This window comes from Pseudomonas sp. LBUM1646 (genome assembly GCF_059716165.1).
On sequence record NZ_CP166810.1, the window covers coordinates 280,715 to 304,017 of the forward strand.

A 23,303-nucleotide genomic window follows, 5' to 3' on the forward strand; every position below is an offset into this window, starting at 1 on the left:
TCAGGACTCCTGGTCGTGCCGATTGACCCGTGCTTCCAGCTGGTTTTGCAGGTGCGACAGCACCGTGGCAAGAATCCAGTAGATCAGCGCGGCGGCCAGATACATGGTGAAGATTTCGAAGGTGCGGGCGGTGATCAATTGCGCCTGGCGGAACAGTTCCGGCACCTGGATGGTGGCGGCCAGCGCCGTGTCCTTGACCAGCGAAATGAAGCTGTTGCCCAGCGGCGGCAGAGCGGTGCGCATCGCTTGCGGAATGATGGCCCGGCGCAGGGTCTGCGCGCGGGTCATGCCGATACTCGCGGCGGCTTCCCACTGGCCACGCTCGATGGAGCTGATCGCGGCACGCAGGATTTCGCAGGCGTAGGCGGCCATGTTCAGCGAGAAGCCGATCAGCGCCGCTGGCAATGGATCAAGTTCGATGCCCAATTGCGGCAAGCCGTAATAGATCACGAACAGCTGCACCAGCAACGGCGTGCCGCGAAAGAACGACACGTAGATGCGGGCCAGCCAGCTCACCAGTTTGAAGCGCGACAGGCGCATCAACGCCAGGCCGAAGCCCATCACCAGGCCGAAAAACATCCCGCCCAGGCTCAAGATGACCGTGTAATACGCGCCCTTCAGCAGGAAGGGCGCGGAATCCAGCGCCAGTTGGAAAGCTTCTTCCATTATTGAGTGACGTCAGCGCTGAAGTATTTTTCCGAAAGCTTTTTCAGCGTACCGTCGGCACGCAGCTTGTCGATGGCCTTGTTCACCGCGGCCAACAGCTCAGGCTCGCCTTTGCGCAGGGCGACACCGGCTTCCTGGCGGGAGAACGCTTCGCCGGCGGCGGAGGTGTCCTTGGCTTTCTTGGCGTATTCCAGCGCGGCGAGGCGGTCGATCAGGATCGCGTCGATGCGACCGTTTTTCAGGTCCGCAAACTTGGTCGGATCATCGTCATAGGTGCGCACGTCAGCGCCCGGTACGTTGGCTTTGACCCACTGTTCGTAGTTGGTGCCCAGGCCCACGCCGACTTTCTTGCCAGTCAGGTCGGCCGCGGACTTGATGTTCAGCTCCGCAGCTTTCTTGGTCTGCACCAGCGCCTGAATCCCGGAAACGGTGTAAGGCTCGGAGAAGTCATACTTCTTCTTGCGCTCGTCGGAGATGGTCACTTGGTTGATCACCGCGTCCAGACGCTTGGATTCCAGTGCCGCGAGAATGCCGTCCCATTTGGTCGGTTGCAGTTTGACCTTCACGCCCAGCTCTTTGGCCAGGGCTTCGGAGAACTCGACTTCGAAGCCGGCCAGTTTGCCGTCGGCGTCGACGAAACTGAACGGTGGGTAAGTGCCTTCCAGGCCGACGTTGATCACGCCTGCGTCCTTGATTTTTTGCAGTTGCTCACCGGCAACCGCTTGCCCCAACAGGCCGGCGCTCAATGCCAGGCCCAGCGAACCTACCAGCAGGTTGCGACGTAGTGCGGAAAAATTCATGACAAGCCCCTGTATTTTCTTATGAAGACGCTTTTAGGAATGTTGGCAAAATCGGGATTTGAACGACTGCAATATCCTGCCCTAAAGCAGCTGATGCGTCTCCCGGCAAATTCGCCTGCGGCGCGACTATATGACGACACCGTTAGATAGGAAAATACTAAATATAAAGTTTGTTATTCCTTTTGTGCATATTAGCGCTCCCACGCTGATCGTTCCCACGCTCCGCGTGGGAATGCCTCAAGGGACGCTCCGCGTCCAGTGACGCGGAGCGTCACGGGCTGCATTCCCACGCGGAGCGTGGGAACGATCGGTCAAAGGAAATCTTTATAGGCAAACAACGCCGGCGCGCCACCGGTGTGCAGGAAGATGATCGGGCCGTCATCAAAACGTCCGCGCCCAATACCATCCAACAACCCGGCCATGGCCTTGCCGGTGTACACCGGATCGAGCAGTAAACCTTCCTGGCTCGCCAGCAACTTCACCGCCGACGCCGTCCCGGCATTTAGCGCTCCCACGCTGATCGTTCCCACGCTCCGCGTGGGAATGCCTCAAGGGACGCTCCGCGTCCAGTGACACGGAGCGTCACGGGCTGCATTCCCACGCAGAGCGTAGGAACGATCACTTACAGGAAATCTTTATAGGCAAACAACGCCGGCGCGCCACCGGTGTGCAGGAAGATGATCGGGCCGTCATCAAAACGTCCGCGCCCAATACCATCCAACAACCCGGCCATGGCCTTGCCGGTGTACACCGGATCGAGCAGTAAACCTTCCTGGCTCGCCAGCAGCTTCACCGCCGACAGCGTCCCGGCATTCGGCTCGCCATAACGCGGGCCGAAGTATTCATCCCACAACTCGACTTTGAAACTCGCCGGCAGGCTCACACCCAGCAACTCGGCCGTGCGCTCGGCAAGGCCCTGGACTTTCGGCCGCTGATCTTCCTCGCTGCGGGAAACCGTCACGCCAATCACTGGCAGATTCGGGAGTGCTTCGTTCAATGCCAGCGCCAGACCGCTGTGAGTCCCGGCACTGCCCGACGCCAGCACCACGGCGGCGAATGTCAGGCCGGTGTCCTTGATCTGTTCTGCCAGTTCCAGGCCGGCGCGCACGTAACCCAGGGCGCCCAAGGCGTTGGAGCCCCCAATCGGCACCACATACGGCTTCTTGCCGTTGTTGTGCAGGCGATCAGCCAAGGCTTGTAATTGATCGTCGGCGTTGTCGAGGTTTTCTACCAACTCGACTTTGGCATCAAACAGGTCGAGCAACAGCCGGTTACCGTTGCCGACATAGTTGGCGTCGTCGGTGCCCAGCGGGTTCTCCAGCAACGCCACACAACCGAGGCCAAGTTTGGCCGCGATGGCGGCGGTCTGGCGCACATGGTTGGATTGCAACGCACCCGCGGTGATCAAGGTGTCGGCGCCCTGGGCCAGCGCATCGGCGGCCAGGTATTCGAGTTTGCGCAGCTTGTTGCCGCCCATGGCCAGGGGGGTCAGGTCATCGCGCTTGACGTAGACATCGCGGCCCAGCCAGGTCGACAGGCGTTCGAGTTTTTCCAGAGCGGTAGGGTGGCCAAGCAGGTCGAGGCGGTTAAAGCGGGCAAGCGATTGTTTGATCATGGGTCCGTACTGGCGGAGGAGGATGTCAGGACTATAGGCACGGCTATTTGTACGGGCAACCGCCAATCGCTTATATCCGAATGTACTGATCACAGCACAATTGGTTCTTAATTCGGCCTCCAGCCCTTGCCGTAAAGTAATCGCCGTCAGCGCGGCCAGACAGTCCGGCCGCCCGTGTGGAGTTTTTACCGTGAGCGAGCGTTCCAGCCATTGGCAATTGCAGACCATCGTCAGCCAACTGCGCACGGCGCGTGATCAATGGCGTGCACAAAACGGCCGTGCCAGCGGCGAGCAGGGCGGTCGTGAGTTACCGTCCCGGGCGGCGATGGCGGACATTCTTGAAGCCTTGTGCGGTGCGTTGTTCCCGATGCGCCTGGGGCCGGTGGATTTGCGCGAAGAGAGTGAAGACTTCTACGTTGGCCACACCCTCGACGTCGCATTGAACGCGTTGCTGGCCCAGGCGCGGCTCGAATTGCGTTACGCCGCCCGCCACAGCGCCGAGGCCGACACCGAAGTCGAGGCCAAAACCATTTCCATCATCCAGGACTTTGCCCTCGCGTTGCCGGGGCTGCGCAGTCTGCTGGACACCGACGTGCTGGCGGCCTATCACGGCGACCCGGCGGCCCGCAGCGTCGACGAAGTGCTGCTGTGCTATCCGGGGATCCTGGCGGTGATTCACCATCGCCTGGCGCACCATTTGTACCGCGCCGGGTTGCCGCTGCTGGCGCGGATCAGCGCTGAAATCGCCCACTCGGCAACCGGCATCGACATTCATCCGGGGGCGCAGATCGGCCGCAGTTTCTTTATCGATCACGGGACGGGTGTGGTGATTGGCGAGACGGCGATCATTGGTGAGCGCGTGCGGATTTATCAGGCGGTGACGTTGGGCGCCAAGCGTTTCCCTTCGGATGAGGATGGTCAATTGCAGAAGGGCCATCCACGGCATCCGATTGTCGAGGACGATGTGGTGATCTATGCCGGTGCGACGATTCTCGGGCGGATTACCATCGGCAAGGGCTCGACCATTGGCGGTAACGTCTGGCTGACCCGCAGCGTGCCGGCGGGGTGCAACCTGACGCAGGCGAATTTGCAGCATGATGATGGGACGCAGAAGTAAGCCCCCACCCGATCATTCCCACGCTCTGCGTGGGAATGCCTCCAGGGACGCTCCGCGTTCCAGGGCTATCGCCAATGTTGTGCCTGGCACTGATGTGACGCAGAGCGTCACGGGCTGCATTCCCACGCAGAGCGTGGGAACGATCTTTTGACACTGAACGAATCCCCCAAACCCCGCGTCATACCCTTCCTTGAGCTAGCGTAGGAAAGCAACCGCCGAGCCCTGCGATTAGTCCTTAGCACGCTATTCATGTTTAACTTGAACGCTCATTCAAGTTAAACCGCCGGTTTGCTGCCCGCTCACAACAGGAGGCTTGCCCTTGCCGAGTCCGTTATTGATTGCCCTGTTTCACCCCCTTGAGGTGCGCTGTTCATGAGTGCACCGTCCACCCCTCCAAGCGGCCAGGTCCGCATGAATCCGCCCGTGTTCTACTTTGCCGCGGGTTTCATTCTGTTGTTCGGCATCGTGGTTATTGCCTTGCCTGAACAGGCCGGTGCCTGGTTGCTGGAAGCGCAAAACTGGGCGGCCAATACGGTCGGCTGGTATTACATGCTCGCGATGACCCTGTATCTGGTCTTCGTGGTGGTCACCGCCTTGTCCGGCTACGGCAAGATCAAGCTCGGTGCCGACCACGACGAGCCCGAATTCAGTTATCTATCTTGGGCGGGCATGCTGTTCGCCGCCGGGATCAGCATTACGCTGTTTTTCTTTTGCGTCTCTGAACCGCTGACGCACTTGGCGCAACCGCCCCAAGGCACTGCCGGTACGCCTGAAGCGGCGCGGCAGGCGATGCAGATTCTGTTTCTGCACTGGGGCCTGCACGGCTGGGGCGTGTTCGCCTTTGTCGGCATGGCGCTGGCCTATTTTGCGTATCGACATAACCTGCCGCTGGCTCTGCGTTCGGCGTTGTATCCGCTGATCGGCAAGCGTATCAACGGCCCGATCGGCTACGCGGTGGACGGCTTCGGCATCATCGCCACGGTGTTTGGTCTCGGTGCCGACATGGGGTTCGGCGTGTTGCACCTCAACTCGGGCCTGGACTACCTGTTCGGCATCGCTCACACCCATTGGATTCAGGTCGGCCTGATCACGCTGATGATGGGCGCGGCGATCATCGTTGCGGTGTCCGGCGTCGATAAAGGCGTACGGGTGATGTCCGACATCAACATGCTGCTGGCCTGCGCGCTACTGCTGTTTGTGTTGTTCGCTGGCCCGACTCAGCATCTGCTCAACACCTTGATCCAGAACATCGGCGACTACCTCGGCGCGTTGCCGATGAAGAGTTTCGACCTTTACGCCTACGACAAACCCAGCGACTGGCTGGGTGGTTGGACGGTGTTCTACTGGGCCTGGTGGATTGCATGGTCGCCATTCGTAGGCTTGTTCATTGCGCGGATTTCCCGTGGCCGGACCATCCGTGAATTCGTCTTCGGCGTGCTGCTGATCCCGCTCGGTTTCACCCTGGCGTGGATGTCGATCTTCGGCAACAGCGCCATCGACCAGGTGCTCAACCACGGCATGTCGGCGCTGGGCATGTCGGCCATCGATAACCCGTCGATGACCCTGTACCTGCTGCTGGAAACCTACCCGTGGAGCAAGACCGTGATCGCGGTCACGGTGTTTATCAGCTTCGTGTTCTTTGTCACGTCCGCCGACTCGGGCACCGTAGTGCTCTCGACACTGTCGGCCAAGGGCGGCAACCCGGATGAAGACGGGCCGAAATGGCTGCGGGTATTCTGGGGGGCGATGACGGCATTGGTGACCAGTGCGCTGCTGTTCTCCGGCAGTATCGACGCGCTGAAGTCAGCGGTGGTGCTGACCTCGTTGCCGTTCTCGATGATCTTGCTGCTGATGATGTGGGGGCTGCACAAGGCGTTTTACCTGGAGTCCCAGAAGCAGATCGCGCAGATGCATTCCTTGGCACCGGTCTCCGGTTCCAAGCGTGGAGGCTGGCGTCAGCGCTTGAGTCAGGCGGTGCATTTCCCGTCCCGGGATGAGGTCTATCGCTTCCTCGAAACGACAGTGCGACCGGCGATTGAAGAAGTGACGGCGGTGTTCGTCGAGAAGGGTTTGAGCGTGGTCGCTCAGCCGGACCCGGCGAATGACAGCGTCAGCCTGGAAATCGGGCATGGCGAGCAGCATCCGTTCATCTACCAGGTGCAGATGCGTGGTTACTTCACGCCGTCCTTTGCCCGTGGCGGCATGGGTTCCAAGCAGCTCAACAATCGTCGCTACTACCGCGCCGAAGTGCATTTGAGCGAGGGCAGCCAGGACTACGATCTGGTGGGTTACACCAAGGAACAGATCATCAACGACATCCTCGACCAGTACGAACGGCACATGCAGTTCCTGCACCTGGTTCGTTGATCGAGAGCCGGTGGCGCCTAGGCTTTGTTCAACACCATGAACAGAACCAGCGCCGCCACCGGCACGCTGAACACCACCGTGCCGACCACCAGTTCCGAACTCACCGGCTGGCCGGCTGTGACCACGCCCACCGCGCCGTTGATCACCGTCAAGGCCAGCCACAGGACGACGAAACTGTAGGTCAGCGTCTGGCGGCTGAAGCCGACTCGCTCGCCGATGTAGAGCATCAGCGCCAGCAGGATCAGGCCGAAGAAAATGATGATGGTGGTGTGCATGGTGTGGGCCGTCCTTCAGATGTCTGTTGCCTTGAGATCGTCTTCGAGGGCAAGTCGAATCGTCGCACCGCTCGCTCCTACAGGGTTTATGCGCACTCTGTAGGAGCGAGGCTTGCCCGCGATGGCGTCCTTACAGATTTACGCGAAGCAAATCATCAATCCCGATCCGCTTGGCAAAGTCGATCCGCACCCGCTCCGACACTTCCAACACCTCAGCCGCGCCGTCCCCGACAAAATCGATCACCGAGCGCGCCGGCCGTGAGCCTTGGGGCAACCCGACAATGCGCACAATGTCATCGGCTACGGCTTGCGGATCGGCATCCTCCGGGGTCAATGCACTCAATCGTTCGCCGACTTTATCCATCACCCCGTCATATCGAGCATAGGCGGCGTTGCGTGCGGCGTCGGCCGGTTTGCCGGCGCTTGGGAAATGATCGGTGCCGCGGGTGAACGCGCCGGGCACCACGATCGAGGTTTCGATGCCGAAGCGGGTCAGTTCGTAGGACATGCTCACCGCCAGGGAATCCATCGCCGCTTTCGCGGCGGCGTAAGGCCCCATGAACGGTGGGTAACCGCCCTTGGTCGTGGTGCTGCTGATCCACAACACCAACCCTGAGGCCTGAGCGCGCATCTGCGGCAACACCGCACGGCTGACCCGCTGGGCGCCGTAGAAGTTGGTGTCGAAGACCTTCATGATTTCTTCGGCGGTGAAGGCTTCGGTCGGGCCGATCACCAGGTGCCCGGCGTTCTGCATTACTACGTCGAGACGACCTTGCTCCTTGACGATGGTGGCTACTGCAGCGTCCGCCGAATCCTGGGACAACACGTCCAGTTCCAGCGGATGCAATTCAACGTTCTGCTCCCTGGCCCACTGGCGAAGGCCATCGGCCCGCTGGGCGTTGCGCCCGTTCACGTCTCGCATGCTGGCGTAAACGATGTGCCCGGCCCGGGCGAGGGATTCGGCGGCGAGTTTGCCGATTCCGGTGCCGGCGCCGGTGATGAGAATGACGTTTTTCATGAAGTTCTCCTTGATCGTGGATATTCAGAAAGGGCTGGCTTACACCAGGCCGCCGTTGACCCGCAGGATTTGTCCATTGACCCAAGCCGAATCCGGGCCGACCAGGAAGGACACGACGCGAGAGATGTCTTCCGGCTGAGCCAGGCGTTCCAGCGGCGCCATTTTGGCGAAGGTCTGGATTTGTTCTTCGCTCTTGCCGTGCAGGAACAGGTCGGTGGCGACCGGGCCCGGTGCCACGGCGTTGACGGTGATGTTGCGACCGCGCATTTCCTTGGCGAACACTTGGGTCAGGGATTCCACCGCCGCTTTGCTGGCGATGTACACCGCATAGCCCGGCAGGTTCAGGCCGACGGTGCTGCTGGAGAAGTTGATGATTCGCCCGCCAGCGTTCAGGCGAGTCGGGGCTTCACGCAGGGTATTGAAGGTGCCACGAGCGTGGATGTTGAAGTTCTGGTCGAACAGTTCGTCGCTGTGCTGGGCGAGTGGCAGCACCTTGAGGATGCCGGCGTTGTTGACCAGCACATCGACCTTGCCCAGTTGCGCTTCGGTTTCGTCGAACAGACGGCGAACGTCGTCGGCACTGGAAACGTCAGCCTTGATCGCTATGGCCTGGTGGCCGGCCTGGCGTAATTCGACCACCAGTTTCGAGGCTTCGGTGGCGCTGCTGGCGTAATTGATGGCGACGGCAAAACCTTCGCTGGCCAGTTGTTTGGCGATCACCGCGCCGATGCCGCGGGAGGCGCCGGTGACGATGGCTACTTTTGAATTTTGAGTGGTCATGGCGGTGCTTCCTTTGAAGTTGTTTGCTTGGGGTGAAGCCAGGTTCACATGTTTACTAAGGGTGATAAATGCACGAGAGTTGCCTTTACTGTTCAATAATCGCCAACAATCGAATGCCGGGGGCCGGACGTGGATCAAGTCAAAGCGATGAAGGTGTTCGTGCGGATCTACGAGCGCAGCAGCTTCACCCTGGCCGCCGATGACCTGAGCCTGTCACGGGCCACGCTGACCCATACGCTGAACCAGTTCGAAGCCTGGCTCGGAACGCGTCTACTGGAGCGCAGCACGCGCAAGGTGCGCCCGACGCTGGATGGCGAGGCGTATTACCTGCGTTGCGTGCAGTTGCTGGCGGAGCTCGAAGAAGCCGAATTGGCGTTTCGCGGCGTGGCACCGAAAGGGCGGTTGCGCGTGGATTTGCACGGCACCTTGGCCAAGCACTTTGTGATCCCGGCGTTGCCGCAATTCATGGCCCGTTATCCAGACATCGAACTATCAATCAGCGAGGCCGACCGTTTTGTCGACCTGATCGCTGAAGGCGTCGATTGCGTGCTGCGTGCCGGCACCCTGAGTGACTCGGCACTGATCGGCAAACGCGTGGCCAACCTGCGCCAGATCACCTGCGCCAGTCCTGTGTACTTGCGCAGTTACGGCGAACCGAAACGCCTCGAAGACCTGAAAAATCACCGCGCGGTGAACTACGTGTCGCGCACCACCGCCAAGCAGTTTCCGTTTGAATTCATGGTCGATGGCGAGCTGAAAGAGGTGACCATCGACGGCGCGCTGTCGGTGTTCGGTGCGGAAATATATGCGGCGTCGGCGATTGCCGGGCTCGGCATCATCCAGTGCCCGCACTACCGGATGGAGGCGCTGATTTCCCAAGGGCTGGTGCAGGAAATCCTGACCGATACACCGCCGCCGCCAATGCCGGTTTCAGTGCTGTATCCCCATAACCGACACATGTCGCCACGGGTTCGGGTGTTTGTGGATTGGTTGGGGGAGGTGTTTGCGGGGGCGATTTAAGCGTGGCTCAAGATCAAAAGATCGCAGCCTTCGGCAGCTCCTGCAGGTGTACGGCATTCCAATGTAGAAGCTGCCGAAGGCAGCGATCTTTTCAGGATGTGTACTGAGCACCTGCAACCACGTCCGCTCCCCTCTCCCCGCAACACTCCCAGACTCTCCTGTGCTCCCTCATTGTCTCTAGCGCGTTGATCGCTACCAAGAGATTGCGCGCTACTTTCCGCCTACAGATTCCTTTGAACAGTTGATTTTCCCAGCGGCTTTGGGCGCTGTGACAGGGCGTTCCTGGCTGAGTACCAAGGCCGAAAACCACGAAAAATCGCCGTACCATGTGGTACGAAAAATGGCTTGCCTGGAGTCTTCCATTAGACGGGCGCTCAGGGTGAATTTCGGCGAATTTTGGCTGATTTTAGCCAAGTAATTGATCCTCTACGGCGGTACGTACTGTTACCTTGAAAAAGTACACGTCCATGTGTCATTTGCGAGTGATCCGGGAAAAATTTGAAACGTTTCAGCAATTCGTCGAACACGAGGTTGGCGTGGCATTGCTTGGGCGTATGCTGGGCACTTCAATTTATCGAGGGTAGTTCAAAACCCGGCACGGGGCCGGTCCTTGGGTTGGCCGGGTCAGGCAACAGATGTGCGTAACACTATTCGCGAGCAGGCTCGGTCCCACAGGGGAATGCATTCCAGATGTGGGAGCGAGCCCGCTCGAAGAAGTCGACACCATTTCAAAACAGACAAGAGAGGATTCGATGACTTACACCGCTGCCGAAAACCGCTATGACTCTATCCCGTACCGCCGCGTAGGCCGCAGCGGGCTGGTTTTGCCGGCCCTGTCCCTGGGGTTGTGGCACAACTTCGGCGACAGCACGCCAATCGACACCCAGCGCTCGTTGCTGCGCACCGCGTTCGACCTGGGCATCAACCACTTCGACCTGGCCAACAACTACGGCCCGCCGTACGGCAGCGCCGAAATCAACTTCGGTCGTTTGCTGCGCGAAGACTTCAAGCAGTACCGCGACGAACTGATCATCTCCAGCAAGGCCGGTTGGGACATGTGGCCAGGCCCTTACGGCCAGGGCGGCGGTTCGCGCAAATACGTGCTGGCCAGCCTCGACCAGAGCCTGCAGCGCCTGGGCCTGGACTACGTGGACATCTTCTATTCCCACCGTTTCGACCCGGACACTCCGCTGGAAGAAACCGCCAGCGCCCTGGCTACCGCTGTGCAACAAGGCAAGGCGCTGTACATCGGCATCTCGTCCTACTCCGGGGTGAAAACCCGCGAAATGGCCGCGCTGTTGCAAGAGTGGAAAGTGCCGCTGCTGATTCACCAACCGGCCTACAACCTGCTCAACCGCTGGGTGGAAAAGGATCTGCTGGACGTCACCGACGAACTCGGCGCGGGCGTGATTGCCTTCACCCCGTTGGCTCAGGGCCTGCTGACCGACAAATACCTCAACGGCATTCCGAAGGACGCGCGGGTCAACCGTCCGGGCGGTGGTTCGTTGCAGTCGGCGCACCTGTCCGAAGCCAACATCGCCCACGTACGCGGGCTCAATGAGATCGCCAAGCGCCGTGGTCAGAGCCTGGCGCAACTGGCGTTGGCATGGACGCTTCGTGACCCGCGCGTAACCTCGGCACTGATCGGCGCGAGCCGGCCGGAGCAGATTATCGAGAACGTCGGGGCGTTGAAGAATTTGAGCTTTAGCGCGGAAGAGTTGGCGGAGATTGATCGGTTTGCCCAGGAGGGCGGGATCAATCTTTGGGAGAAGCCTTCGACGGCTGAGTAACGCCTACGGATCATTCCCACGCTCCGCGTGGGAATGCATCCCGTGACGCTCTGCGTCACAGTGGACGCGGAGCGTCCATGGCTGCGTTACCACGCGGAGCGTGGGAACGATCGGTTCACCGGAAGAACGGCACATCCCCCAACACCGTCGCCCGTTGCATCACCCGCCGCGCCGGGCGGTAATCATCCACCGCGTAATGTTGGGTCACGCGGTTATCCCAGAACGCCACATCGTCCTTCTGCCAACGCCACCGAATGGTAAATTCCGGCCGTATCGCATGGGCGAAGAGAAACTTCAAAATCACCTCGCTCTCGGTCTCCGACAACTCATTGATCTTCGACGTAAAGCCTTCATTGACGAATAACGACCGACGCCCGCTCACCGGATGTGTACGGATCACCGGGTGCGACAGTGGTGGGTTCTTGCGCCGTGCTTCTTCCCATTGGGCCAGCGCTTCCGGCGTGTTGCCGTAGCGTTCCAGCGGGAATGAACGGGTGAAGTCGTGAGTCGCAGTCAGCCCTTCGAGCAAGGTCTTCATCGGCGCCGACAACGCTTCGTACGCCGCAATCCCGCTCGCCCACAACGTGTCGCCACCAAACTCCGGCAACAACTTGGCGCTGAGCACCGCGCCCATCGCCGGGGTCGGGAGGAAGGTCACGTCGGTGTGCCAGATCGCGTTGTCGCGCACGTCGGTGACGGCGGTGTCAAGGATCAACACTTCAGGTTGTTCCGGCACGTTGGGGTAGATCGGGTGAATGTGCAGATCACCAAAATTCGCAGCGAAACGCGCTTGCTGCTGCGGCGTGATCGGTTGGTCGCGGAAGAACAGCACTTGATGCTTGAGCAGCGCCTGTTCGATGGCGTCGCGCTGTTCCTGGTCCAGCGGCTGGCTGATGTCGATGCCGCTTATTTGTGCGCCGAGAGCCGAGCTTAAAGGGACGATTGTCAGAATGCTCATGGTGGTTCTCTTCAATCCGGTGGTGCTGAGTTTTAGCTTTTTTGTGGGAGCGATGTTTAGTGCGCCTGGCCGTGCCACGGCACCAGTTTGCGTTGCAGCGCGCGCAGGCCCATTTCCATGGCGAAGGCGATCAGCGCGATCACCAGAATCCCCAGCACCACCACATCGGTGACCAGGAACTGCGCAGCCGACTGCACCATGAAGCCCAAACCGCTGGTGGCGGCGATCAATTCGGCGGCGACCAGCGTCGACCAACCCACGCCCAGACCAATGCGCACGCCGGTCAAAATGTCCGGCAGCGCGCTCGGCAGAATCACATGCCGAATCAACTGCGCCCGGGTCGCGCCCAGGGACTGCGCGGCGCGCAACTTGGCTGGATCGACCGTGCGTACGCCGGTCGCGGTGGCGATGGCAATCGGGGCGAAGATCGCCAGATAGATCAGCAAGACTTTCGACAGCTCACCAATGCCGCACCAGATCACGATCAGCGGCAGGTAAGCCAGCGGTGGAATCGGGCGATAGAACTCGATCAGCGGATCGAGAATCCCGCGAGCAATGCGGTTGTGGCCGATGGCAATCCCGACCGGCACGGCGGTCAGTACGGCAAAGCCGAGGCCGAGGCCAATACGGCTCAGGCTCGCGCCCAAGTGCTGCCACAAGGTCGAATCCATATAGCCTGTAGTCGCCAGCAACCAGCCTTTTTGCAGCACGGCGGACGGTGGCGGCAGGAACAGCGGTTCGATCATTCCGGTGGCGGTGACGGCCCACCAGATGAGCACCAACGCGACCAGCGTCAGCACACTGATCCAGCGTGTGCTCACACTGCGCCGTACCGGAATCACCGTCGAACCGGGCTTCACTGTGACGCCCGGAATTTCATAGCTGCTCATGCGCGCTCCTGCCGCGTGGCGGCGCTGCGTTGGGAGAACACTTTGGCGAGCACGTGTTCGCGGGTTTCGATAAAGCGCGGGTCGGATTTGATCGCCCGTGCCGACTCCCCGGCGGCGTAACGCTGGCCGAAGTCCAGGCTCAGGCGTTCGACGATTTGCCCAGGGTTGGGCGCCAGCAGAATCAGGTCGGTGGCGAGGAACACCGCTTCTTCGATGTCGTGGGTAATCAGGAACACCGGTTTGGCAGTGCGCTGCCAGACTTGCAGCAACAGCTCCTGCATCTGTTCGCGAGTGAAGGCATCGAGGGCACCAAAGGGTTCGTCCATCAGCAAGACGCGTGGGTCAGCGGCGAGGGCGCGGGCTAGGCCGACACGTTGCTTCTGGCCGCCCGAGAGCTGCCAGATACGACGGTTTTCGAAACCGGAAAGGTCGACCAGCGCGAGCATTTCCCGAGCACGGATTTCCCGTTTGTCGCGGGAAACGCCCGCCAGTTCCAGGCCGAATCCAACGTTAGCCAACACGTCCTGCCAGGGCAGCAGGGCGTCATCCTGGAACACCACGCCGCGTTCGGCGCTCGGGCCTTTGACCGGTACACCGTCGAGGGTGATGCGCCCGGCGCTGGGCTCGACGAAACCGGCAATCAGGTTCAACAGCGAAGTCTTGCCACTGCCGGACGGGCCGAGGGCCACCAGCAATTGCTGGGGCCCCAGGCTCAAGGAAATATCCGTCAGTACCGGTTCCGGACTGCCGGGGTACTGTGCGCTGATGCGCTCCAGCTGTAGCAAAGCCATCGCGGTTAACTCCGATCAGTTGGTGATGTATTTCGAGCTGACGTACGGGGCGTAGTCCGGCAGCACGGCCTCGACCTTGCCTTGTTCTTTCAGGAACGCGGCGGTGTCGGTGATGGCCTTGGTGGTCGGTGCGCCGAGGGTGATGACTTGATCAGCCGCCAGCGGGTAGACGTTGCCTTGCAGCAGCAATGGAATGTCGGTGGCTTTGGCGCCGGACAGCTTCACCAGTTTGTCGACGTTGCTTTGGTTGGCGAGCCAGGTTTTCGGGTCTTTGCGGTAATCGGCGTAGGCGTCGAGGGTCACTTTGGCGAACGCGGTGACGATTTCCGGGTGCTTCTCGGCGAAGTCTTTACGCACGATCCAGGCATCGAAAGTCGGCGCGCCGAACTTGGCAAGTTCGCCAGAGGTGATCAGCACTTTGCCGTTTTCCTTGGCCACGCCAAGCGCTGGGTCCCAGACGTAAGTGGCGTCGATATCACCGCGTTTCCACGCGGCGACGATGGCCGGTGGAGCGAGGTTGAGAATGGTGACTTTCGATGGATCGATGTTCCAGTGCTTCAACGCGGCGAGCAGGCTGTAGTGGCCGGTGGAAACAAAGGGCACGGCGATTTTTTTGCCGATCAAATCCTGTGGCGTCTTGATCCCGGAACCGTCACGGGCGACCAGCGCTTCGGCGGCGCCGATCTGGGTGGCGATGAGGAAAGTTTCAACCGGGACTTTGCGAGTGATTGCCGCCGTCAAAGGGCTGGAACCGAGGTAGCCGATCTGCACGTCGCCGGAAGCGATGGCGGCGATGATGTCGGCACCGTTGTCGAATTTGCGCCAGTCGATCTTGGCGTTGGTGGCTTTTTCGTACGCGCCGTCGGCCTGGGCGACTTTGGCCGGGTCCACGGTGGTCTGGTAGGCGACGGTCACGTCAGCCGCCTGGGCAAAGAAACTCGCCGCAGCCAAAGACGCGGCCGCCAGGAGGCGAAGAGGGAAATTCAATTTCATTGGGAAGCTCCTTGTCAGGCGACCGAGGATCGGCGTGAAAGGAGACTAAATGATATAAGAATCCGAAAATAAATAACTTTTTCGAATGAGCTTATGAGCGGAAAATTCTAAGCAGGTCACCTTGATCGTTCCCACGCAGAGCGTGGGAACGATCAACTTTTTCGAATGAGCTTATGAGCGGAAAATTATAAGCCGATTACCCGATCGTTCCCACGCTCCCGCGTGGGAATGCAGCCCGTGACGCTCCGCGTCACCTGGACGCGGAGCGTCCCTAGAGGCATTCCCACGCAGAGCGTGGGAACGATCAACTTTTTCGAATGAGCTTATGAGCGGAAAATTATAAGCCGATTACCCGATCGTTCCCACGCTCCCGCGTGGGAATGCAGCCCGTGACGCTCCGCGTCACCTGGACGCGGAGCGTCCCTAGAGGCATTCCCACGCAGAGCGTGGGAACGATCAACTTTTTCGAATGAGCTTATGAGCGGAAAATTCTAAGCAGGTCACCTTGATCGTTCCCACGCGCCCGCGTGGGAATGCAGCCCGTGACGCTCCGCGTCACTGGACGCGGAGCGTCCCTAGAGGCATTCCCACGCAGAGCGTGGGAACGATCAACTTTTTCGAATGAGCTTATGAGCGGAAAATTCTAAGCAGGTCACCTTGATCGTTCCCACGCTCCCGCGTGGGAATGCAGCCCGTGACGCTCCGCGTCACCTGGACGCGGAGCGTCCATAGAGGCATTCCCACGCAGAGCGTGGGAACGATCAACTTTTTCGAATGAGCTTATGAGCGGAAAATTCTAAGCAGGTCACCTTGATCGTTCCCACGCTCCCGCGTCGGAATGCAGCCCGTGAAGCTCCGCGTCACTGGACGCGGAGCGTCCCTAGAGGCGTTCCCACGCAGAGCGTGGGAACGATCAACTTTTTCGAATGAGCTTATGAGCGGAAAATTCTAAGCCGGTTACCTGATCGTTCCCACGCTCCCGCGTCGGAATGCAGCCCGTGAAGCTCCGCGTCACTGGACGCGGAGCGTCCCTAGAGGCATTCCCACGCAGAGCGTGGGAACGATCAGAGGGTAGGTGATTAGTTGCTAATCGCCAGAATACTCGCCTGATACGACCCGACAAACACATCGAAATCGCCAACTTCGTTCTGTTCCAGCTCCGCCTGCTGAGCCAGCGACGAACGCGCCAGCTCTTCAAACTTCGCCTGATCCTCAACGCTCAGCGGCTCGCTGCGGAAGTACTCGGCATGAGCACGGCTCTGACGCAGGGAGAACTGGGCAAAGCTTTCCTTATGCTCGGCCATCGCCGCCAGCACTTGGGCTGACGGGGTCCGGGACGGGTCCTTGATCTTCTCCAATTGCACGTCCAGCGCCTTGCTATGAGCTTCGCCGCCATGGCTTTGATCGAGCAACGCGGCGAGCGGGGCAATCTTCTCCAGCAGTTCGGTGGCCCATTCCTTCATGTCCACCGGTTGACCGTCGCGCTGCAATTGCAGGCCCGGACGACGACCTTCCTTGACCACACTGAGGAAGTTCGAGGTCGCATTGTTGCAAGTGTTGTTGGCCAGCAACGGGCTATCGTTCAGTGCGCAGTAAAGCAAGAAGGCGTCGAGGAACCGCGACTCTTGCAAGTCGATACCCATCGGCAGGAACGGGTTGATGTCCAGGCAACGCACTTCGACGTACTGAATGCCGCGGGCGACGAGCGCCTGGATCGGCCGTTCGCCAGTGTAGGTCACGCGTTTCGGGCGGATGTTGGAGTAATACTCGTTTTCGATCTGCAGGATGTTGGTGTTGAGCTGAACCCACTCACCGTCCTTGTGCGTGCCGACTTCAACGTAAGGTGCATAAGGCGTCGCAACCGCTTTGCGCAGGCTGTCGGTGTAGCTCGCCAGGTCGTTGTAGCACGGCGTCAGGCCGGCCTGGGCGTTGCTCTGGTAACCCAGGTCGCTCATGCGCAGGCTGGTGGCGTACGGCAGATACAACGTGTCCGGGTCCAGTTGTTCCAACTGGTGCGAACGACCGCGCAGGAAACCGGCGTCCAGCGCTGGCGAGGCGCCGAACAGGTACATCAGCAGCCAGCTGTAGCGACGGAAGTTGCGGATCAGCGCGATGTAGGCCGACGACTGATAGTCGCGGTCGGTGCCGACAAAACCTTCAGCCTCTTTGAGCAGCGGCCAGAGCTTTTCCGGCAGGGAAAAATTGTAGTGAATCCCGGCGATGCACTGCATGGTCTTGCCGTAACGCAGGGCCAGGCCTTTGCGGTAGACGTACTTGAGCTGACCGATATTGGACGTGCCGTAATAGGCAATCGGGATGTCTTCCTCGGCCGGCAACGGGCACGGCATCGATGGACTCCACAGGTACTCGTTGCCGAGTTTGCTGTAGGCAAAACGGTGAATGCTGTCCAGGCTCGCCAGGGTGTCTGCCGGGTCGGGCAGGGCGGGCGTGATGAATTCCAGCAGCGATTCGGAATAATCGGTGGTGATTTTTTCGTTGGTCAGCGCGGAACCCAATTCTTCCGGGTGCGGCGTTTGCGCCAGGCGACCTTCGTCGGTCACGCGCAGGCATTCACGTTCGATGCCGTGAAGGCACTGTTCGAGCAGAGAGAGGTTAGCGCGCTCGCCGAGCAGAGCCAGGCGGCGGTTGAGAAGTTCGCTCAAGTTGGATTCCTTCACGCGTCAGTCGCCCCAATATGGGGGTGGGCAAGACGGTCTACAAGGGTGAAGTTAAAACTGGCGTTTTCGCCTGGTTCTTGAGCCATAAAGGCCCGTACTGAAATGCCAACTTCACTCCCTGAATCTGGCTATCGCGCACGCGGAAAAATTCGACGCCGCAGTCGTAGCGCCGAAATTAACTCAAATCGAGGGTGGGGAGCTATAGGACAGCGAACGTGCCTTGCGCTTTTGCGACCAGTTTGTCGCCTTGCATCACGTCGGCTTCGACCACCAATGTGCGGCGGCCCGGGTGGATGACCCGCGCCGTGCACATCACTTCACCGTCAGAAACCGCGCGAATGTAGTTGATCTTGCATTCGATGGTCGCGCTCTGCTGGTCAAAGCCGTGGGTGCTGGAACAGGCCAGCCCCATGGCAATGTCCACCAGACTGAACAAGGCCCCGCCGTGCAGCTTGTTGCCACGATTGCGCAGCTCTGGCGCAAGCCCCAGGGCGACTTGCGCCACCCCGGCTTCCAGACTGTGCAAGCGACACCCCAGCAGCTTGAAAAAAGCGCTTTCGGTCAGCCCGGCAGGGATCTCCATCAGCGTTTCTTCAACTGCTTGGCGTTGGCAAACAGCGAAGCCATGGCGTTGTTGGCCGGGGCTGGCGCCGTGGTTTCCTTGCGCGGTGCAGTGTTCTGGGATGGGCGCGAAGACGAGCCGGGGCGTGCGCCACGAGCACCGTCGATTTTCTCGCCCGGGGTGTCGCTCATGCGCATCGACAAGCCAACGCGTTTACGCGGGATGTCGATTTCCATGACCTTCACTTTCACCACGTCACCGGCCTTCACCGCTTCACGCGGATCTTTGATGAACTTCTCCGAAAGCGCAGAGATGTGCACCAAACCGTCCTGATGCACGCCGATGTCGACGAACGCGCCAAAGTTGGTCACGTTGGTCACCACACCTTCGAGGATCATCCCCAGTTGCAAGTCCTTGAGGTCTTCGACGCCTTCCTGGAACTCGGCAGTCTTGAACTCGGGACGCGGGTCGCGACCCGGTTTTTCCAGTTCTTGCAGGATGTCGGTCACCGTCGGCAGACCGAAAGTTTCGTCGGTGTACTTTTTCGGATCGAGGCGCTTGAGGAAGCTCGCATCGCCGATCAACGAACGGATATCACGCTCGGTTTCAGCGGCAATGCGCTGCACCAGCGGATAGGCTTCCGGGTGAACGGCCGACGAATCCAGCGGGTTGTCACCGTTCATAACGCGTAGGAAACCGGCAGCCTGTTCGAAGGTTTTTTCGCCCAGACGCGCGACTTTCTTCAACGCCGCGCGGGTTTTGAACGCGCCGTGCTCGTCGCGGTGGCTGACGATGTTCTGCGCCAAAGTCGCGTTGAGACCAGAGATGCGGGCCAGCAGCGCCACCGAAGCAGTGTTCACGTCCACGCCCACGGCGTTTACGCAGTCCTCGACCACTGCGTCCAGGCCGCGCGCCAGTTTCAGCTGCGACACGTCGTGCTGGTACTGACCGACGCCGATGGATTTCGGATCGATCTTCACCAGTTCGGCCAATGGATCTTGCAGGCGACGAGCGATGGACACCGCGCCACGGATCGACACGTCGAGGTCCGGGAATTCCTTGGAAGCCAGTTCCGACGCCGAGTAAACCGATGCGCCAGCCTCGGAGACCATGACTTTAGTCATCTTCATCGCTGGGTATTTTTTGATCAGCTCAGCGGCCAGTTTGTCAGTCTCGCGGCTGGCGGTGCCGTTGCCGATGGCGATCAGGTCCACCGCATGCTTGGCGCACAGGGCGGCGAGCACGGCGAGGGTCTGGTCCCACTTGTTATGCGGCACGTGCGGGTAAACCGTGGCGTGATCCAGCAGTTTGCCGGTGGAATCGACTACGGCCACCTTGCAACCGGTGCGCAGGCCCGGGTCGAGGCCCAGTGTGGCGCGCGGGCCGGCCGGGGCCGACAGCAGCAAATCGTGCAGGTTGTGCGCGAACACGTTGATCGCTTCGGTTTCTGCGCCGTCGCGCAGTTCGCCCAGCAGATCGGTTTCCAGGTGAGTGTAGAGCTTGACCTTCCAGGTCCAGCGCACCACTTCGCCCAGCCATTTGTCGGCGGCGCGGTTCTGGTTCTGAATGCCGAATTGCTGGCCGATCATGCCTTCGCACGGGTGCATGGTACCCGGCAGCTCTTCGCCGACTTTCAGCGCGGAGCTGAGAATGCCTTCGTTGCGGCCACGGAAAATCGCCAGCGCACGGTGCGATGGCATGCTTTTCAGCGGTTCGTCGTGTTCGAAATAGTCGCGGAACTTGGCGCCTTCCTCTTCCTTGCCGGCGATCACGCGAGCACTGAGGATCGCTTCCTGCTTGAGGTAGCTGCGCAATTTGTCCAGCAGGCCGGCGTCTTCGGCGAAGCGCTCCATGAGGATGTATTTGGCGCCTTCGAGGGCGGCCTTCACATCGGCCACGCCTTTTTCGGCGTCGATGAAGCGCGCGGCTTCGGCGTCCGGCGTCAGGCTCGGGTCGTTGAACAGGCCGTCGGCCAAGTCTCCGAGGCCGGCTTCCAGGGCGATCTGGCCCTTGGTGCGGCGCTTCTGCTTGTACGGCAAGTACAAGTCTTCGAGGCGGGTCTTGGTGTCGGCGAGTTTGATGTCGCGTTCCAGTTGCGGGGTCAGTTTGCCTTGCTCTTCGATGCTGGCAAGGATGCTGATGCGCCGTTCGTCGAGTTCTCGCAGGTAGCGCAGACGCTCTTCCAGGTGCCGCAACTGGATGTCATCGAGGCTGCCGGTCACTTCTTTCCGGTAGCGGGCGATGAAGGGAACGGTAGAGCCTTCATCGAGTAGCGCGACGGCCGCTTCGACCTGTTGTGGGCGTACACCGAGTTCCTCGGCGATGCGGCTGTTGATGCTGTCCATAAAACCACCTGACAAATTGTGAAAGCAGGCTCGCAGGCGCAGGGATAAAGGCTCGGCGAGACTGGTTGAGCGGCCTGGCCTGCGCCGCTACCTGGGTCAACAGGCATCCCGTTGACCCGTGAAATCGAACAATTACTGCGCGGGCCATAAAAATAAAAAGCGGCCGACTACAGTAACGATCAGACGTTGCCTGACACAAAACGCCGCGCATTATAACCAGCGTTCTGTCATTCGGGGGCATTGCACCCTGTAGGCAGAAAGACTGGTTTTCTGGCGATCAAGGAAAAATCTGCTAACAATGCACACGGTGCGTATAACGGCAGCTACGCCATAATGCGCGCCGAGCTAAAAGGAGCATCTAATGAGCAGCACTGCAAACAATGCTGAAGGCGAAAAAATTCTTATTGTTGATGACGATCCAGGGCTGAGCAGCCTGCTGGAACGCTTTTTCGTCAGCAAGGGCTACCGTGCCCGCGCCGTCCCGAACACCGAACAAATGGATCGCCTGCTGGCGCGTGAAGTGTTCAACCTGGTCGTCCTCGACCTGATGCTGCCCGGTGAAGACGGTTTGACCGCCTGCCGCCGACTGCGTGGCGCGGACAATCAGATCCCGATCATCATGCTCACCGCCAAAGGTGATGAGCTGAGCCGTATCAAGGGCCTGGAACTGGGCGCCGACGATTACCTGGCCAAGCCGTTCAACCCGGACGAACTGATGGCCCGGGTCAAAGCGGTCCTGCGTCGTCAGGCAGCGCCGGTGCCGGGTGCGCCGGGCAGCGAAGATGAAAGCGTGACCTTCGGTGACTACGAACTGTCCCTGGCCACCCGTGAACTCAAGCGCGGTGACGAAGTGCACATGCTCACCACCGGTGAGTTCGCGGTACTCAAGGCCTTGGTCATGAACGCCCGTCAGCCGCTGACCCGCGACAAGCTGATGAACCTGGCCCGTGGTCGCGAATGGGATGCCCTGGAGCGTTCTATCGACGTGCAGATCTCCCGTCTGCGCCGGATGATCGAGCCCGATCCGTCCAAACCGCGCTACATCCAGACAGTCTGGGGCGTGGGCTACGTGTTTGTTCCGGACGGCGCCGCCACCAAGTGATCGGCGATTTGTAGGAGCGGGTCTTGCGGACGAGATTGTCCGCAGACTCGCGATCCGCAATATGCGAGCATCGCTCGCTCCTGCAAGTGTGTAGCGGTTATCCATGAAAACCCCCGTTTGGTTCCCCCAGAGTTTCTTCTCCCGCACCCTGTGGCTGGTGCTGATCGTCGTCCTGTTCTCCAAGGCACTGACCCTGGTTTATCTGTTGATGAACGAAGACGTGCTGGTGGACCGCCAATACAGCCACGGCGTCGCCCTGACGCTGCGCGCCTATTGGGCCGCCGATGAAGAAAACCGCACGAAAATTGCCGATGCCGCGACCCTGATCCGAGTAGTGGGCGCCGGTGTGCCGGAAGGCGAACAGCACTGGCCGTACAGCGAGATCTACCAACGGCAGATGCAGGCGGAGTTGGGTGCCGACACCGAAGTCCGGTTACGCATGCATTCCCCGCCGGCGCTGTGGGTCCGGGCGCCGAGCCTGGGCGATGGCTGGTTGAAAGTGCCGCTGTACCCCCATCCGCTGCGTGGCCAGAAAATCTGGAACGTGCTCGGCTGGTTCCTCGCCATCGGTTTACTGTCCACCGCCTCGGCGTGGATCTTCGTCAGCCAGCTCAATCAACCCTTGAAGCGTTTGGTCTATGCCGCGAGGCAACTCGGCCAGGGCCGCAGCGTGCGCCTGCCGATCAGCGACACGCCGAGTGAGATGGCCGAGGTTTACCGGGCCTTCAACCAGATGGCCGAAGACGTAGAACAGGCCGGTCGCGAGCGTGAATTGATGCTGGCTGGGGTGTCCCACGACCTGCGAACACCGCTGACCCGGTTGCGCCTGTCTCTTGAGTTGATGGGCGACCACAACGACCTGACGGACGACATGGTGCGCGACATCGAGGACATGGACGCGATTCTCGACCAGTTCCTGGCGTTCATTCGCGACGGTCGTGACGAGTCGGTGGAAGAGGTGGACCTGACGGATCTGGTGCGGGAAGTGGCAGCGCCCTACAACCAGAACGAACAGAAAGTCCAGTTGCGCCTGGAGCCGATCCAGCCGTTTCCGCTACGTCGAGTCTCGATGAAGCGCTTGCTGAACAACCTGATAGGCAATGCCTTGAACCATGCCGGCAGCGGTGTTGAAGTCGCGGCTTATGTGTCCGGCGACGTCAATGCGCCGTATGTGGTGCTGAGCGTCATGGACCGTGGGGCGGGGATTGATCCGTCGGAACTGGAGGCAATCTTCAATCCGTTTACCCGTGGTGATCGGGCTCGGGGCGGCAAGGGCACCGGGTTGGGTTTGGCGATCGTGAAGCGGATTGCTTCGATGCATGGCGGGAATGTTGAGTTGCGTAACCGGTCCGGTGGCGGGCTGGAAGCTCGGGTACGGTTGCCGCTGGGGCTTATGCTGCCGAGGGATGCGGTCTAACCCGATCGTTCCCACGCTCCGCGTGGGAATGCAGCCCGGGACGCTCCGCGTCCCATTCAAAGCCGAACGCAGAGCGTCCGTAGAGGCATTCCCACGCGGAGCGTGGGAACGATCAGTGT

Annotated in this window: 19 protein-coding genes and 1 pseudogene; 6 read left to right on the plus strand and 14 right to left on the minus strand. The window is 60.3% G+C overall.

Translation table 11 applies throughout. The annotated features are described in order from the left end of the window. From tcyL to ACA071_RS01215, 4 genes and pseudogenes are all read right to left on the minus strand, one after another. The gene (gene tcyL / locus ACA071_RS01200) at positions 1-666 is read right to left on the minus strand and encodes a cystine ABC transporter permease (RefSeq protein ID WP_150633140.1); all 666 of its coding nucleotides are present in this window, start codon (positions 664-666) and stop codon (positions 1-3) included. Then, on the minus strand, positions 666-1,466 hold the full coding sequence (gene tcyJ / locus ACA071_RS01205) for a cystine ABC transporter substrate-binding protein (RefSeq protein WP_497642797.1): 801 nt from the start codon (positions 1,464-1,466) through the stop codon (positions 666-668). The genes tcyL and tcyJ overlap by 1 nt, the downstream gene beginning before the upstream one ends. A gap of 311 nt (positions 1,467-1,777) precedes the next feature. After that, a pseudogene (locus ACA071_RS01210) lies at positions 1,778-1,978 on the minus strand (D-cysteine desulfhydrase); the annotation flags it as partial. A gap of 110 nt (positions 1,979-2,088) precedes the next feature. Then, complete coding sequence (locus ACA071_RS01215) at positions 2,089-3,081, minus strand: D-cysteine desulfhydrase (protein ID WP_497642798.1); 993 nt, start codon at positions 3,079-3,081, stop codon at positions 2,089-2,091. A gap of 190 nt (positions 3,082-3,271) precedes the next feature. Between ACA071_RS01215 and epsC the strand changes: the two genes are divergently transcribed. Then, positions 3,272-4,198, plus strand: coding sequence for a serine O-acetyltransferase EpsC (gene epsC / locus ACA071_RS01220; RefSeq protein ID WP_497642799.1), 927 nt, complete (start codon positions 3,272-3,274; stop codon positions 4,196-4,198). Positions 4,199-4,609: 411 nt separating this feature from the next. After that, on the plus strand, positions 4,610-6,565 hold the full coding sequence (gene betT / locus ACA071_RS01225) for a choline transporter BetT (RefSeq protein WP_497645249.1): 1,956 nt from the start codon (positions 4,610-4,612) through the stop codon (positions 6,563-6,565). 17 nt (positions 6,566-6,582) lie between these two features. On the opposite strand, the gene ACA071_RS01230 is transcribed toward betT, so the two are convergent. From ACA071_RS01230 to ACA071_RS01240, 3 genes are all read right to left on the minus strand, one after another. Beyond that, positions 6,583-6,840: a hypothetical protein gene (locus ACA071_RS01230; RefSeq protein WP_497642800.1), complete on the minus strand. Its 258-nt coding sequence runs from the start codon at positions 6,838-6,840 to the stop codon at positions 6,583-6,585. Positions 6,841-6,970: 130 nt separating this feature from the next. Next, positions 6,971-7,858, minus strand: coding sequence for an SDR family oxidoreductase (locus tag ACA071_RS01235; RefSeq protein WP_497642801.1), 888 nt, complete (start codon positions 7,856-7,858; stop codon positions 6,971-6,973). Positions 7,859-7,897: 39 nt separating this feature from the next. After that, positions 7,898-8,638, minus strand: coding sequence for an SDR family oxidoreductase (locus ACA071_RS01240; RefSeq protein ID WP_497642802.1), 741 nt, complete (start codon positions 8,636-8,638; stop codon positions 7,898-7,900). 129 nt (positions 8,639-8,767) lie between these two features. Here ACA071_RS01240 and ACA071_RS01245 point away from each other — a divergent pair, with 129 nt between their 5' ends. Both ACA071_RS01245 and mgrA read left to right on the plus strand, forming a co-directional pair. Next, a complete protein-coding gene (locus tag ACA071_RS01245) occupies positions 8,768-9,658 on the plus strand; it encodes a LysR family transcriptional regulator (protein WP_497642803.1) in 891 nt (296 codons plus the stop codon). A gap of 752 nt (positions 9,659-10,410) precedes the next feature. After that, complete coding sequence (mgrA, locus tag ACA071_RS01250) at positions 10,411-11,448, plus strand: L-glyceraldehyde 3-phosphate reductase (RefSeq protein WP_429531328.1); 1,038 nt, start codon at positions 10,411-10,413, stop codon at positions 11,446-11,448. A 115-nt stretch (positions 11,449-11,563) separates the two neighbouring features. Here mgrA and tauD read toward each other — a convergent pair whose 3' ends face one another. The 7 genes from tauD to ACA071_RS01285 all read right to left on the minus strand — a co-directional run bounded on the left by tauD (position 11,564) and on the right by ACA071_RS01285 (position 20,665). Next, on the minus strand, positions 11,564-12,406 hold the full coding sequence (gene tauD / locus ACA071_RS01255; RefSeq protein ID WP_497642804.1) for a taurine dioxygenase: 843 nt from the start codon (positions 12,404-12,406) through the stop codon (positions 11,564-11,566). Positions 12,407-12,462: 56 nt separating this feature from the next. Next, positions 12,463-13,296: a taurine ABC transporter permease TauC gene (tauC, locus tag ACA071_RS01260; protein WP_497642805.1), complete on the minus strand. Its 834-nt coding sequence runs from the start codon at positions 13,294-13,296 to the stop codon at positions 12,463-12,465. Continuing rightward, positions 13,293-14,087: a taurine ABC transporter ATP-binding subunit gene (gene tauB, locus ACA071_RS01265; protein ID WP_497642806.1), complete on the minus strand. Its 795-nt coding sequence runs from the start codon at positions 14,085-14,087 to the stop codon at positions 13,293-13,295. Before tauB ends, tauC begins: the two co-directional genes overlap by 4 nt. 15 nt (positions 14,088-14,102) lie before the next feature. After that, positions 14,103-15,080, minus strand: coding sequence for a taurine ABC transporter substrate-binding protein (gene tauA / locus ACA071_RS01270; protein WP_497642807.1), 978 nt, complete (start codon positions 15,078-15,080; stop codon positions 14,103-14,105). A 1,079-nt stretch (positions 15,081-16,159) separates the two neighbouring features. Further along, positions 16,160-17,743: a glutamate--cysteine ligase gene (gene gshA / locus ACA071_RS01275; RefSeq protein ID WP_497642808.1), complete on the minus strand. Its 1,584-nt coding sequence runs from the start codon at positions 17,741-17,743 to the stop codon at positions 16,160-16,162. Positions 17,744-17,957: 214 nt separating this feature from the next. Beyond that, complete coding sequence (locus ACA071_RS01280; RefSeq protein WP_497642809.1) at positions 17,958-18,341, minus strand: PaaI family thioesterase; 384 nt, start codon at positions 18,339-18,341, stop codon at positions 17,958-17,960. After that, entirely contained in the window at positions 18,341-20,665 is a 2,325-nt protein-coding gene (locus tag ACA071_RS01285; protein WP_497642810.1) for a Tex family protein, read from the minus strand. The genes ACA071_RS01280 and ACA071_RS01285 overlap by 1 nt, the downstream gene beginning before the upstream one ends. Positions 20,666-21,026: 361 nt before the next feature. On the opposite strand from ACA071_RS01285, the gene ompR reads away from it, so the two are divergent. Further along, positions 21,027-21,767, plus strand: a complete 741-nt coding sequence (gene ompR / locus ACA071_RS01290; protein ID WP_497642811.1) for an osmolarity response regulator transcription factor OmpR — start codon at positions 21,027-21,029, stop codon at positions 21,765-21,767. A 103-nt stretch (positions 21,768-21,870) separates the two neighbouring features. Continuing rightward, positions 21,871-23,184, plus strand: a complete 1,314-nt coding sequence (locus ACA071_RS01295; protein WP_497642812.1) for an ATP-binding protein — start codon at positions 21,871-21,873, stop codon at positions 23,182-23,184. Positions 23,185-23,303 lie beyond the last annotated feature (119 nt).